General features: G+C 72.6%; 13 protein-coding genes. 8 read left to right on the forward strand and 5 right to left on the reverse strand.

Going from position 1 to position 13508, the window contains the following annotated elements:
- Positions 1 to 2: 2 nt before the first annotated feature.
- Positions 3 to 1193, reverse strand: a complete 1191-nt coding sequence (gene xylA, locus ACYVIH_RS06930) for a xylose isomerase (RefSeq protein ID WP_460867514.1) — start codon at positions 1191 to 1193, stop codon at positions 3 to 5.
- A gap of 86 nt (positions 1194 to 1279) precedes the next feature.
- On the opposite strand from xylA, the gene ACYVIH_RS06935 reads away from it, so the two are divergent.
- The gene (locus ACYVIH_RS06935; RefSeq protein WP_460867516.1) at positions 1280 to 2479 is read left to right on the forward strand and encodes an ROK family protein; all 1200 of its coding nucleotides are present in this window, start codon (positions 1280 to 1282) and stop codon (positions 2477 to 2479) included.
- Between the two features lie 102 nt (positions 2480 to 2581).
- Here the strand turns inward: ACYVIH_RS06935 and galK are convergent, their stop codons facing one another.
- The 4 genes from galK to ACYVIH_RS06955 are packed head-to-tail and all read right to left on the reverse strand — an operon-like array spanning position 2582 to position 7613.
- Positions 2582 to 3766: a galactokinase gene (gene galK / locus ACYVIH_RS06940; RefSeq protein WP_460867518.1), complete on the reverse strand. Its 1185-nt coding sequence runs from the start codon at positions 3764 to 3766 to the stop codon at positions 2582 to 2584.
- 47 nt (positions 3767 to 3813) lie between these two features.
- Entirely contained in the window at positions 3814 to 4494 is a 681-nt protein-coding gene (locus ACYVIH_RS06945; RefSeq protein WP_460867520.1) for an endonuclease V, read from the reverse strand.
- A 7-nt stretch (positions 4495 to 4501) separates the two neighbouring features.
- Positions 4502 to 6127 (reverse strand): FAD-dependent monooxygenase, encoded by a 1626-nt coding sequence (locus ACYVIH_RS06950; protein WP_460867523.1) that lies wholly within the window; start codon positions 6125 to 6127, stop codon positions 4502 to 4504.
- A gap of 13 nt (positions 6128 to 6140) precedes the next feature.
- Positions 6141 to 7613, reverse strand: coding sequence for an amidohydrolase family protein (locus ACYVIH_RS06955; protein WP_460867525.1), 1473 nt, complete (start codon positions 7611 to 7613; stop codon positions 6141 to 6143).
- A 237-nt stretch (positions 7614 to 7850) separates the two neighbouring features.
- Between ACYVIH_RS06955 and ACYVIH_RS06960 the strand changes: the two genes are divergently transcribed.
- The 7 genes from ACYVIH_RS06960 (at position 7851) to ACYVIH_RS06990 (ending at position 13364) form a co-directional block, all read left to right on the forward strand.
- On the forward strand, positions 7851 to 8663 hold the full coding sequence (locus ACYVIH_RS06960; protein WP_460867527.1) for an IclR family transcriptional regulator domain-containing protein: 813 nt from the start codon (positions 7851 to 7853) through the stop codon (positions 8661 to 8663).
- Between the two features lie 90 nt (positions 8664 to 8753).
- Positions 8754 to 9947 (forward strand): CaiB/BaiF CoA transferase family protein, encoded by a 1194-nt coding sequence (locus ACYVIH_RS06965; RefSeq protein ID WP_460867530.1) that lies wholly within the window; start codon positions 8754 to 8756, stop codon positions 9945 to 9947.
- A gap of 36 nt (positions 9948 to 9983) precedes the next feature.
- Entirely contained in the window at positions 9984 to 10817 is an 834-nt protein-coding gene (locus tag ACYVIH_RS06970) for a citryl-CoA lyase (RefSeq protein ID WP_460867532.1), read from the forward strand.
- A gap of 18 nt (positions 10818 to 10835) precedes the next feature.
- The gene (locus ACYVIH_RS06975) at positions 10836 to 11699 is read left to right on the forward strand and encodes a DODA-type extradiol aromatic ring-opening family dioxygenase (RefSeq protein WP_460867533.1); all 864 of its coding nucleotides are present in this window, start codon (positions 10836 to 10838) and stop codon (positions 11697 to 11699) included.
- Positions 11696 to 12058 carry a hypothetical protein gene (locus ACYVIH_RS06980; protein ID WP_460867535.1) on the forward strand — a complete coding sequence of 121 codons (363 nt, stop codon included), beginning with the start codon at positions 11696 to 11698 and terminating at the stop codon, positions 12056 to 12058. Before ACYVIH_RS06975 ends, ACYVIH_RS06980 begins: the two co-directional genes overlap by 4 nt.
- A gap of 1 nt (position 12059) precedes the next feature.
- Positions 12060 to 13058 (forward strand): quinone oxidoreductase family protein, encoded by a 999-nt coding sequence (locus ACYVIH_RS06985; protein ID WP_460867538.1) that lies wholly within the window; start codon positions 12060 to 12062, stop codon positions 13056 to 13058.
- 30 nt (positions 13059 to 13088) lie between these two features.
- Positions 13089 to 13364: a hypothetical protein gene (locus ACYVIH_RS06990; protein ID WP_460867541.1), complete on the forward strand. Its 276-nt coding sequence runs from the start codon at positions 13089 to 13091 to the stop codon at positions 13362 to 13364.
- Positions 13365 to 13508: the final 144 nt, after the last annotated feature.

The raw sequence follows: 13508 nt of genomic DNA on the forward strand, positions 1-13508 counted from the left end.
GCTCACCGGGCACCCATGAGGTGCTCGATCGCGAGCTGGGAGAGGTGTACGAAGCCGTAGCCGGCGACCGCGTGGGCGTCGGCGTCGAAGTCCTCGAAGGCGCTCCGGTCCGCGAGCAGGTCGTCGTAGCTCTCGTCGGCGGCCAGCGTGGGCTGCGCCAGCTCGAGCACCTTGCTCGCCTCGATCGCGGCCCGGACCTCGGGGTCGGCCCGGAACGCCTTCGCGCGCTCCTTGAGCAGCAGGTAGGTCCGCATGTTGGCCTCGGCGGAGGCCCACACGCCGGTCATGTCCTCGGTGCGCAGCGGCTTGTAGTCGAAGTGCCGCGGCCCGTCGTACGCGGGCCCGCCGCCGGGGGTGCCGTGCTCGAGGAGGTCGACGAGGAAGAAGGCGCTGAGCAGGTCGCCGTGGCCGAAGACCAGGTCCTGGTCGAACTTCGGGCCGTGCTGGCCGTTGAGGTCGATGTGGAACAGCTTGCCCTGCCACAGCGCCTGCGCGATGCCGTGCACGAAGTTCAGCCCGGCCATCTGCTCGTGGCCGACCTCGGGGTTCAGCCCGACCATGTCGCTGTGCTCGAGGGTGGAGATGAACCCGAGCGCGTGGCCGATGGTGGGCAGCAGGATGTCGCCGCGGGGCTCGTTGGGCTTGGGCTCGAGCGCGAAGCGCAGGCCGTAGCCGCGGTCCTTGACGTACTGCGCGAGCAGGTCGAGGCCTTCGCGGTAGCGGTCGAGCGCGGCGTGCACGTCCTTGCCGGCGTCGGTCTCGGAGCCCTCACGGCCACCCCAGAACACGTAGGTGTGCGCCCCGAGCTCGGCGGCGAGGTCGAGGTTGCGCATCGTCTTGCGCAGCGCGTAGCGGCGTACGTCTCGGTCGTTGCTGGTGAAGGCGCCGTCCTTGAACACCGGGTGGGTGAACAGGTTGGTGGTCATCATCGGCACCTTCAGGCCGGTCTCCTCCAGCGCCGAGCGGAACCGCTTGATGTGCTCCTCGCGCGCGGTCGCGTCGGAGCCGAACGGCACCAGGTCGTCGTCGTGGAAGGTGACGCCGTAGGCGCCGAGGTCGGCGAGCCGGTGCACGGTCTCGACCGGGTCGACGTGCGCGCGGGTGGCGTCGCCGAACGGGTCGCGGGCCTGCCAGCCCACGGTCCAGAGCCCGAACGTGAACTTGTCCTCAGGGGTGGGTCGGAGGTCGGTCATCGCGGAGTCCTTTCGAGGTCTGGCAGGTCCCGGGACGCCGGGGGTTCGTCCAGGTCTTGGACGAACCTGACGCTACGCTTCCCGCCGTGGGCGGTCAAGGGTCCGGAGCACTGCGCGAGGCGAACACACGTCTGGTGGTCGACGAGCTGCGCCGCAGCGGTCCCACCACCCGCCCGGCACTGGCCCGGGAGACCGGCCTGGCGAAGCAGACGGTCTCCACGATCGTGGCGAGCCTGATCGCCGAAGGGGTCGCTCGCGAGGTGGGCCTCGGGGCCGTCGAGCGTCGCGGCGGTCGGCCGGCGGTGCTGGTGGAGTACGCCGCGGACCGGGCCTTCGTCGCCGGACTGGAGCTCGGTGTCGGACGCACCCGGGTGATGGTCGCCGACGCCCTCGGCGCGCCGGTGGTGGTCCGGGAGGTCCCGCCGTCGAGCCGGTCCTCGCGCAGGCGGCCGGCTGGTGACGTGCTCGACGGCGTGATCGCCGTCCTGGCCTCGGAGCTCGAGCAGCTGGGCGGGCCAGGCCGGCTGCGGGCGGTCGGCGTGAGCGTCACCGGGCTGGTCCAGCCCCGGTCCGGGGTGTGTGCGCTGGCGCCCAACCTCGGTTGGCGCGACGTGCCGGTCCGCGAGCTGGTCGAGGAGCGGCTGGCAGCACTCGGCGTGAGCGCCCCGGTGATCGTGCGCGGCGCGGCGCAGGCCTCCCTGATTGCCGAGCAACGCGAAGGCGTGGCCACCGACGAGGACGACGTGGTGCTGCTCTTCGAGGACGAGGGCGTCGGCGCGGCCGTGATCGAGGGCGGCCGGCTCGTCGACGGCGCCGACGGCACGGCCGGCGAGCTCGGACACTGCGCCTGGCCCGGCGCCACCACCCGGTGCGGGTGCGGTCGGCGGGGCTGCGTCGAGACGCTCACCTCCGGCCCGGCGGTACGACGGGCAGTGGAGTCCGCGACGGGCCGGCGGCTGCCGCGGCGGGCCGGTGTGTCGACGTACGCCCTCCTCGGCGAGCTGGACGGCACCGCAGTGACCGCCGCCGTCGCCGAGGCCGGCCGGGTGCTGGGCACGGCCGCGTCGTGGCTCACCGCGATCACGGCCCCGCGGCTGGTCGTGCTCTCCGGGTCGCTGGCGGTCGCGCCGCCCGGCCTGCGTCGCGCGCTCGTCGGTGTCCTGCGTGACCGGGCCGTGCACGGACCCGCGCCAGACGTGGTCGACGGTGCGCTCGGCGTGGACGCAGCGCTGCGCGGGGTCGTGCTGCTGGCGCTGGACCGGGCCCGCGAGTCCGCGCTGGGCTGATTGCCTCTCGATCGCACCTGTGCGCCGCCTGAGCGGGCGCCGTCACAACGGTTCAGGTCACAACGGTTCAGGTGAGCTCACCCTCCTGAGGCCTGCGCTGCGCTACCTCAGGCGGCGGGCGCCGTCGCTGGCGGGGGCGCGGAGCACCTGCGGCGCGCGCCAGCCCTTCGCGGCGAAAGCCTCGGTGACGGCAGCAGCGACGGCCTCGGTCTCGGCGGCCGGGACGAGCGCGATCGCCGAGCCGCCGAACCCGCCGCCGGTCATCCGGGCGCCGAGAGCACCGTGCTGCCGAGCCGTGTCCACGACCAGGTCGAGCTCGTCACAGGAGACCTCGTAGTCGGCCCGCAGCGACTCGTGGCCGGCAAGGAGAGTGCGACCGAGGGCGGCGTAGTCGTCGGCCTCGAGCTGCCGCACCGCCTCGTCGACCCGCGCCATCTCGGAGAAGACGTGCCGGGTCCGGGGCCGCAGCCGCTCGGGCAGGCGCGCGAGCGCGCCGTCGCGGTCCTCGACGTGGCGCAGCGACTCGACACCCAGCAGGCCGGCCGCCTCCTCGCAGGCACGCCGCCGGTCCTCGTAGCCGCTCTCGGCGAGCGAGTGCTCGGCGCGGGTGTCGACGACCAGCAGGTCGAGGCCGTGGGCGGTGGGGTCCCACGGCACCTGCCGCATCGACCCGTCGAGGAAGTCCACCAGCAGGGCGTGACCGGTCGTCGCGAACAGCGAGACGCTCTGGTCCAGGCCGCCGGTGGGGACGCCGACCATGTCGGTCTCGGCGCGGATGCAGGCGGGCAGCAGGATGCGGCGTACCTCCTCGGTGACCTCGACCCCGGCTGCGGCGCAGAGCGCCAACGCCACCGAGCACTCGAGCGCCGCGGAGCTGGACAGCCCCGCGCCGACGGGCACGCGGCTGTCGACGACGAGGTCCACGCCGGGTACGCCGATCCCGGCCTCGCGCATCGCCCAGGCCACGCCGGCGACGTAGGCGACCCAGCCGTCGACGCTGCCGGGCCGGAGGTCACCCAGCCCGCCGCGCCAGGCGCCGTCCATCTGCCGGCTCGCCACGGTGATCGCGCTGTCGTCGCGCCGCGCCACGGCCGCGTAGGTGGCGTGGGGCAGCGCGAACGGCAGGCAACGTCCGAGGTTGTAGTCGATGTGCTCGCCGATCAGGTTCACCCGGCCCGGCGCCGCGAAGCAGCCCAGCGGTTCCCGCCCGTGTCGCGAGGCGAACTCCTCGGCCAGCCGGGCCGCGATCCGCTCCGGATCTCCTGCTGCCACCTCGTCCGCGTGCATGGCGTCATCCTAGGAGCCGCTCCGGTCGGCAGCGGGCGCAGCGTTGGTCAGCCAGGCTTCTCCTCCTGCCGTGCGAGCCGGGCGAGGTGGCGCGCCTGCCGCAACGGCTCGGGGGTACGGCGGCCACGGACCACGCGCGTGACCACCTCGACGGCGGTCGCGACGTCGACCCGCCAGCCCGGATGCACCACCAGCGGCCGGACGCCGGCGCGCGTGCGCAGCCAGGAGGCGACGTGCTCCTCGCCGACCCGCAGCGGTGCCGTCGCGCCCTCGACGTCGGCCGGCCAGTCACCCTCGGCGAGCAGGGGCCGGTGGGTGATGCCGACCGTGGGCAGGTCGAGCACCGCCCCGAGGTGCAGCGCGAGACCGGCGCGGCGAGGATGGTCCCGGCCCGTCGCGTCGAGGAGCAGCACGTCCGGAGCTGCGTCGAGGGCGCGCACCACGGCCTCGAGCAGGTGGCCCATCCGCAGCGCGAGCAGGCCCGGCTCGTAGGCGGTGCCGGTGACGCCGGTCCGCACCCGATGCGCCACGACGGCGCCCTCACGCATCACCACGGCCGCGGCCCAGGCTGGGTCCCCTGCGTCGCCCGGACCGGTCAGGCCCTCGGGGAAGCAGACCCAGCAGCCACCGACCAGGAGCGGACGGCCCGGCACCACCCATGGCTCGGGCGACGACGCAGCCAGCTCGCGCTGGACCGCGAGGAGGGACTCCGCATCGCCGGGCCACATGGCCCCATCATGTCGCGATGCGGTCGGCCCTCGCCGCGCCGGTGGGCTGTGCGAGGAGTGCCGCGAGGCTCTCGCGAAGCACAGCGGCACCCGGTTCGGCAGCCACTGTGGGCTTCCAGGCCACGATGCGGTCGGGTCGGACGAGCGCAGCGCCGGTCCCGCCGGTCCCGGAGGCGGAGGGGGCGGCCGGGGGCGCGGGAACCGCGTGCACCGGCACCCGGATCCCGAGGTCGCGCTCTGCCTCGGCCGCGGCGGCGGTCCAGTCGTCGAGCCGGTCGTCGACCAGCAGCGCGAAGGAGCCGTCGACCAGGTCGAGGGTCGACGCGGCCCCGTCGGGCAGCGGCAGGTGCGGCATCCGGGCCCCGACCGTCCAGGCACGCAGCCGCGGGTCGTCGAGGGAAGCCGGCGGCGGCTCGGCGGCTCGCACGGCACCGGAGCGGTAGGTCGCTCCGAGCTCGATCGAGGCGTCGTCGAGCGGCTCGGCCAGCCCGTCGCGGGGGAGCGTGGGGTCCACGCGCAGGACGTAGCGGGTGTAGGCCTGCTCCACGGTGAGCGCGGCCATCGGTCGGCGCTCGGCGTCGTAGCTGTCCAGGAGCGCAGGTCCTGCCAGGCCACGGCTGACCAGGGCCAGCTTCCAGGCGAGGTTCGCCGCGTCCGCGACCCCGGTGTTGCCGCCGAAGCCCCCGGTCGGCGGCATCACGTGAGCGGCGTCGCCGACCAGGAAGACCCGTCCGCTGCGGAAGCTCGCCGCGGTCGCCGCGCCCGCGGTCCAGCGCTGCACGGTCTCGATGCTGACCGGGTGGTCGGCGGCGCAGCCGAGCGCGGTGCGGACCAGGTCGAGGCAGCGCTCGGTGGACACGTCCTCGCCGACGCGGGTGTCCCGCTCCCCGTCCTGGCCACGGGTGGAGAACACCGCCAGGAAGCCGGAGTCACCGGTGAACGAGAACCGGAAGAACCCGAGCAGCTCGGGGTGGTTGACGTAGACCACGCTGAGGTTGCGGTCGCCGAGCAGGGCGCGCACGTCGGACTTGAAGTAGATCGTCACGCAGTCGGCGAAGCCGCCGCGGCCCGAGCTGGGGATGCCCAGCTGGGTCCGCACCTTGCTGTGCGCCCCGTCCGCGGCGACCAGGTAGTCGGCGGTGACCTGCTGCTCGGGTCGGCCCCCACGAGGGCGGATCACCGCGGCGACATGGTCCTCGCGCTCCTCGAAGGAGACCAGCTCGGTGGCGAACAGGTGCTCGGCGCCGAGCTCGGCGGCGCGCTGCCGGATCAGCGGTTCCAGGCCGACCTGGGTGATGAACAGCCGGTCGGTCGGGCTGAGTCCCTCGACCCCGTCGTTGAACGACCGGTAGAAGTACTGCAGCTCCTTGCCGGCCAGGCTCTCCACCGCGATGATCGCGCCGTTCTGCACGAACTCGGCGGCGGCCGCCTCCTCGATCTGCTGCTGCATCCCGAGTGAGCGGAACACCTCCATGGTGCCCTGGTGGAAGGACGCCGCCCGGGGGTGGATCGCGGTGCCGGCGTGGCTCTCCACGAGCAGGTGCTCGACGCCGTGCCGCGCGAGCAGGGCGGAGGTGGTGAGGCCGACCAGGCTTCCGCCGACGACCAGGACGGGTACGTGACGCTCGGGCATCGTGGACTCCTCCTCAGGCGCCGGCGGGGGTGGCCTGGTGGGTGGAGTCGGAGCGGTACTCCGTGTAGGTGTAGGGGTTGTCGAGCACCTTGGTCTCGGGGATCTCCGGGTTCATCCCCTGCTTCCAGGCCTCCTCGCCGAGCGTGCTCTGCAGGTGCTCGACGGTCTCCTCCACGCTCCGTCGTACGGCGGCCAGGTCGACGTCGAGCAGCCGGTGGTCGTGCTTCACGACGCGGCCGTCGACGATCACCGTGTGCACGTCGCCACGCTGTGCCTGGAAGGCCACGTGGCCGTAGGGGTTGAGCATCGGGAACATCACCGGGGAGCTGCCGTTCTTGATCAGCACCACGTCGGCCTTCTTGCCCGGCTCGAGGCTGCCGATCCGGTCGTCCATGCCCAGGGCCTTGGCGCCGCCACGGGTGGCCCACTCCACGACCTGGTCGGCGCGCAGGTGACAGTTGGTGACCGTCTCGCCCTTGGCGTGCGCCTCGAGGTGCTCGCGCGACCGGTCCGCGCCGAGCGTGGAGCGCATCGCGGTGAACAGGTCGCCGCTCCACCAGACGCTGGTGTCCATCGACAGCGAGACCGGGATGTCGTGGGAGCGCAGGATCCAGGTGGGCGGGTAGCCCTGGCCGCAGCTCTGCTCGCTGTCGGTGGAGACCGACACCGAGCCGCCGGTGGCCGCGATCCGGTTGTAGGAGTCGGCGTTGAGCGTCGCGGCGTGGACGTAGACGGTGCCCGGCGTCATGAACCCGTTCTCGTACATCAGCCGGATGCCCTCGTCGTTGGTCGCGCCCCACACGCCGGCGTGGGTGGTGACCGTGGCACCGAGCTCGCGGGCGACCTCGAAGGCGGCCCGCTCGGGGAAGGACGGGTCGCCGGTGACGTCGAAGGCCATCTGGAAGCCGAGCATGTCGCTGCCGCCGAAACGGCGCTCGACGAACGAGCGGAACTCCGGCTTGGTCGACCACTCCCACGGGCCGGCCTGGATGTTGCCGTAGGCGAGCACGAACCGACCCGGCACGGCCTCGAGCGCGTCGACGGCGGCGTCGGCGTGCTCGGTGGTCTGCAGCCCGTGCGACCAGTCCACGCTGGTGGTCACGCCCGCGTCGAGCGCCTCCACGGCCGACAGCAGGTTGCCGGCGTGGATGTCCTGGGGCCGGAAGACCTTGCCGTGCTCGAGGTAGTACCAGACGAAGTACTGGGTCAGCGTCCAGTCGGCGCCGTACCCGCGCATCGCGGTCTGCCACATGTGCCGGTGGGTGTCGACCATGCCGGGCATGACGATGCCGTCGGTGGCGTCGATCTCCACGGTGCCCTCGGGCACGGTCAGACCCGTCCCGACCGCCTCGACCCGGTCTCCGACGACGAGGACGTCGGCGCCGGTGAGCACGGTGCGCCGGTCGTCCATGGTGAGCACCGTCCCGTTACGCAGGACAACCGGTCGACCCGGTTCGAAACCCTCGTGCGCGCTGCCGCTGGTCATGCGTCTCCTCCGCCTCGATCTGACGACCGAACTGAGCGGACGACTGTCCGCAGAGCGGTCGTTGCTGGTGAGGGACAGCCTGTGACGCCGCTCACGCTCTGTCAAGGGTCGACCTCGAACCCGTCCCGCCCTGGTTCGCGGCGCGCTGTCCGTCGAGGCGGGCAGAGGACTAGGCTCACGGGTACGCCGGCGCGGGCTCGGCGCGCCGAACCCCTTTACAGCAGCGCAGGAGTGACCATGCCGCGACGCGACAGCGACCCCGACTTCGTCGAGTCGATCGCGCGCGGGTTCGACGTGATCAAGGCCTTCGACCCGTCCAGACCAGTGATGAGCCTCAGCGAGGTCGCCGCCGCGGCCGACCTCGCGCGCCCCACGGCCCGCCGGATCCTGCGCACCCTGGAGATGCTCGGCTACGTGCGGGCCTCCGGCGGCGGCTACACGCTGACCCCGCGGGTGCTCGAGCTCGGGCTGACCTACGTCCAGGCGCTGGGCCTGTGGGACGTCGCCCGCCCGCACATGGAGGAGCTGGTCTCCAGGACCCACGAGTCCAGCTCGATCGCGCAGCTCGACGGTTCCGACATCGTGTATGTCGCTCGGGTGGCCGTGCCGAAGCTGATCGCGCTGGCCGTGCAGATCGGCACCAGGTTCCCCGCACCCTCGACGTCGCTGGGCAAGGTGCTCCTGGCCGGCCTGGAGGCCGACGAGCTCGACAAGGTCCTCGCCGAGCCGAGCCGGGCCGGCGTCGAGCCGCGCTGGCAGCCGGACCGGGCCGAGCTGGACCAGGTGCTGCGGGAGGTACGGGCTCAGGGCTGGGCGCTCACCGACGAGCAGCTCGCCTCGGGGATCCGCTCGGTGGCGGTGCCGTTGCGCGACGGTGCGGGCCGGGTGGTGGCGGCGATGAACGTCACCGTGCACGCGGCCGAGACCTCGGTGGAGACCCTGCGCGAGGAGTACCTTCCGCTGCTGCTGCAGGCCGCCAGCCGGGTCAGCGCCGACTTCGCGCTGCGCGGGTCGGTGCCGCACGCGGTGGTCGCCGTCGCGCCGCGCTGACCGGCAGGAAGGGTCTTGACACCCGCCCGTCGGCAGACCCAGACGTCGCATTGACGGACAGGTGTCCGGTGTGCGGACGAAGGGTTGGGAATGGACCAGCAGACCACGTCGGGCGGCCCCCTGGCCGGGCTCCTCGTCGCTGACTTCTCCCGGATCCTCGCCGGGCCCTACGCCAGCATGCTGCTGGCCGACATGGGCGCCGAGGTGGTGAAGGTCGAGAGTCCCGCCGGTGACGACACCCGGACCTGGATGCCTCCGACGCGGGGCGAGGTGTCGACGTACTACCTGGCGATCAACCGCAACAAGCAGTCCGTCGCGCTGGACTTCAAGGACCCCGGCGACCTCGAGCTGGCGCGCGAGCTCGCCGCCCGGGCCGACATCGTGATCGAGAACTTCAAGCCGGGCGGCCTGAGCAAGTTCGGCCTGGACTACGACAGCGTCGCCGCCGGCAACCCCGGCGTCGTCTACGCCTCGATCAGCGGCTTCGGCTCCGGCGGCGGCGCGGCGCTGCCCGGTTACGACCTGATCGTCCAGGCGATCTCGGGGCTGATGAGCCTCACCGGCGACCCCGACGGAGAGCCGTACCGCGCCGGGATCTCCGTGTTCGACGTGATGTCGGGGATGCAGGCCACCATCGGCATCCTCGCCGCGTTGCGGCACCGCTCGGAGTCCGGCGCCGGCCAGCACGTCGAGGTGAACCTGCTCTCGACCGCGCTCTCCGGTCTGGTCAACCAGGCCAGTGCGTACGTCGCCGGCGGCGAGGTGCCGTTCCGGATGGGCAACTCACACCCCAGCCTGTTCCCCTACGAGCCGCTGCCCACTGCCGACGGCGAGCTGATCATCACCGCGGGCAACGACGGGCAGTTCGCCAACCTGTGCAAGGTCCTCGGGGTCCCCGAGCTGGTCGACGACCCGCGGTTCGCGCGCAACCAGGACCGGACCGCCAACCGCGACCAGCTGCGGCCGCTGCTCGTGGACCGGCTCCGCACCCGAGGCCGGATGGACTGGTTCCACGAGCTCCTCGCGGCCGGCGTCGCCTGCGGTCCGATCAACACCGTCGACGAGGGCGTCGCCTTCGCCGAGGAGCTCGGCCTCGACCCGGTCGTGATGGCCGGAGAGGGGGAGGCGGCGATGCCCTCGATCCGCAACCCGATCACGTTCTCGAGGACCCCGCAGCGCTACGACCTGCCGCCACCTGCGCTCGACGAGCACGGCGAGCAGCTGCGCGCCTGGCTGGCCGAGCCCCGCAGGACCACTCGCGACACCGACCCCGACCACGTATGACACCGACCCCGACCACGTACGACACCGGAGCAACAGTTGACGCCACAGCAGTCTCCCTACCCCACCTCCCTCGGCACGTCGGACGCCGAGACGATCTCGTTGCTGGGCAAGGACCTGGCCTCCGACCTGATGGGTGAGGTGGGCTTCGGCGAGCTGGCGTTCTGGCTGGTCACCCAGCGACGCCCCACCCCGTCACAGGTGCGGGTCTTCGAGTCGGTCCTGGTGGCGCTGGCTGACCACGGCTTCACCCCCACGGCGATCGCGGCCCGGCTCACCTACCTGTCCGCGCCGGACTCCTTGCAGGGCGCGCTCGCGGCCGGTCTGCTCGGCGGCGGGTCCCGGTTCCTCGGGGTCACCGAGGACTGCGGCATGTTCCTCGCGGCGGTGCTCGAGGAGCACCGTGCCGAGCTTCCCGAGAAGCTCGACGACGATGCCGCCTGGGACCGGCTGGCCCTGACCGCCGTACGCGAGGCGAAGGCGGCCAAGCGGTTCGTGCCCGGCCTCGGCCACCCCGTGCACAAGGAGCGCGACCCGCGCACGCCGCGGCTGATGACGATCGCCGACGAGGAGGGGCTGAAGGGTCCGCACCTGCGGTTGTTCGAGGCGATCGGCAGGGTGCACGAGCAGGTGCTCGGCCGCCGGCTGCCGCTCAACGGTGCCGGCGTCTGCGGCGCGGCACTCGCCGATCTCGGACTGCCCGTGGAGCTGCTGCGCGGCTTCGCGCTGCTGGCCCGCGCGGCCGGGTTGCTCGGCCAGCTCGCCGAGGAGACCCGCCGCCCGATCGGGATGGACGTCTACCTGTCGGTCGACCGCAACGCCACGTACGTCGACCCCGAGGTCGATCCCTCCGACTCACCCCGCCAGGCCTGAACCGAGGAAGGAGCCCTCATGGCCGAGATCGTCGCCGTCATCGCGTCGACGCACCACCCCTTCTACTACCGCGCCAGCACCGCCACCGGTGAGGACCGGCCGCCGTTCGCGGACGAGTGGGTGGCCAAGATCGAGCGGTTCCGCGAGACGCTGACCCGGGCCCGGCCGGACGTGCTGGTGATGGTGGGCAGCGACCACTTCCACCAGCTCTGGCTGGACAACATGCCGCAGTTCCTGGTCGGCAAGGCGCCGATGTACGACGCCAACTGGTACAACGAGGAGCGCGAGTTCGGCCTGCCCCGGATGCTGCTCCAGGGTCAGGAGGACCTGTCGGCGCACATCCTGCGGCAAGGCCTGGACGCCGGGTTCGACCTGGCGTTCAGCAACGAGCTGCGTATCGACCACTCGATCACGTGCCCGATCATCACCCTGCGTCCCGAGGCGGACCTGCCGATCGTGCCGATCTACACCAACATCTTCGCCCCGCCGCTGCCGCAGCCGAAGCGGTTCGTCGAGCTCGGCAAGACGATCCGGGAGACGATCGAGTCCTGGCCCTCGGACCAGCGGGTCGCGGTGATCGGCACCGGCCACCTGTCGCTCGAGCTCGGCGGGCCCCGCCAGTTCGGCGAGCACGGCCCCGACCCGGAGTTCGACCGCAAGGCGGTGGACTGGATCGCCACCGGCGACCTCGAGGGCTGCCTGTCCGAGGTGACCCTCGACAGCCTGCACGCGCCGGGGAACGCCACGCACGGGTTCATGGACTTCATGCTGATGATGGGCGTGGCCGGTGAGAACGCCAAGGCCGACCACGTCGACAGCCTCGACCTGTTCCACACGATGGAGGCCTACTTCACCTGGTACCCGAATGGAGCGCCGCAGTGAGCAAGTACCTGCTGGACAAGTTCCTCTTCACCGTCGACCGCGACCCCGAGCTCGTCGAGCGCTACCGGGAGGACCCCGACGGCATGGTGGCCTGGTGGGAGGAGACCCAGGCCAACCGGGTCCTCAACTGCGTCACCGGCGAGTCGAGCACCTGGCTCCGCTTCGAGCCCGAGGAGCGCGAGGCGCTGCGCACCCACGACTACCCGAAGCTCTTCGAGCTCGGCGCGCACCCGTTCCTCACGCTGACGCTGTTCATCGCGATGTTCGAGCGTGACTACGCCGAGCCGCTCGGGTTCCAGAAGGAGTACGCCGTCCGGCTGGCGCACTTCAAGCTGCCCTACCCCGACATCGCCACCTGACATGCGCGCAGCGTTGCTCACCGGACACGGGCAGCCGCCGGTGGTCGCCGACCGGCCCGAGCCGCGGCCTGTGGACGGCTTCGCCGTGGTCCGTACGACGGCCGCGCCGATCACCCCGCTGGACGTCCTCTGCGCCACCGGCACCTCGTACTTCGGCTCGCCCGCTCTGCCCTACGTCCCCGGCGTGCAGGGAGTCGGTGTCGTGGCCTCGTCCTCGACCCACCCGGCCGGCACCCGGGTGTGGTTCCCGACGGACGCCGGGATGGCGCCCGGGGACGGCAGCATGGCCGAGGCCGTGCTCGTGCCCGAGGACGACCTCGTCGTGCTGGACGCCGACGTCGAGGACACGCTCGTGGCGGCACTCGGTCTGTCGGCCGTGGCGGCGTGGATGTCACTGACCTGGCGAGCCCAGCTGCAACCCGGCGAGCAGGTGCTCGTCCTCGGCGCCGGCGGGGTGGTGGGCCAGGTCGCCGTACAGGCCGCCCGGCTGCTCGGCGCCCGTCGCGTGGTCGGCGCCTGCCGGTCCGAGGCGGCGCAGGGCCGCGCGCGTGCCTGCGGGGCCGACGCGGTCGTGGAGCTGCGTGACGACGACACGGTCGGCGAGCTCACGAAGCGGCTCGGCGAGGCCTTCGACGGTCCGCTCGACGTGGTCGTGGACCCGCTGTGCGGGGTGCCGGCGACCGCGGCACTGGAGCTGGTCGGCGACGGCGGCCGGCTGGTCAACCTCGGCAGCTCGGCGGGCGCGACCGCGTCGTTCGGGTCGGCGACCCTGCGCAGCCGATCGGCCGCGATCCTCGGTTACACGAACAACTCGCTCACCGCCGCCCAGCGCGCACAGGCACTGACCGCGCTGCTGTCGCATGCCGCGGCCGGCGAGCTCACCGTGGACCACGAGTGCGTCGACCTCGGCGACGTGTCTGAGGCCTGGGTCCGCCAGGCCGACGGCCGCGCGGACCGGAGGATCGTGGTCCGGGTCCGGGAGTCGCCGGCCCGGACGTGACCGCGCGACCTGCTGGCGTCGGACGAGCTGGTGCTCGCACCCCGCCCGGTCGGCAGGCGGCGCGGTGAGCACCACGGCCACGACGGGTTCACGTGCGGGTTCGGCTCGGTCGCGGGATGCTGGGCGGGGGAGGGGGTGACGTTCAGCTTCGAGGTCGCCGACCAGGACGGCTTCTCGTTCCGCGCCGTCGAGGTCTGGCCCGCTGACCAGGAGCCGGTCCGTGATCGCGAGGAGGGCGGACCCTCCTCAGCCTACCACTCCACGCTCACGCTCACCTTCGACCGCGACGATGGCGACCGGTCCTGACATCGAGGGCCGCGCACCGCTGCGCCTCGCGGGTTCTGTGCAGAGGCCAGTCGCGGTGCCCGTCAGTGGCGGGGGCGTCGTCTGAACCTGGCTTCGCCGGTGGGGGTGATGGTGAGGGTGTAGTGGGGGTCGTGGGCGCGTTGG

It is taken from the genome of Nocardioides pakistanensis (assembly GCF_054781215.1).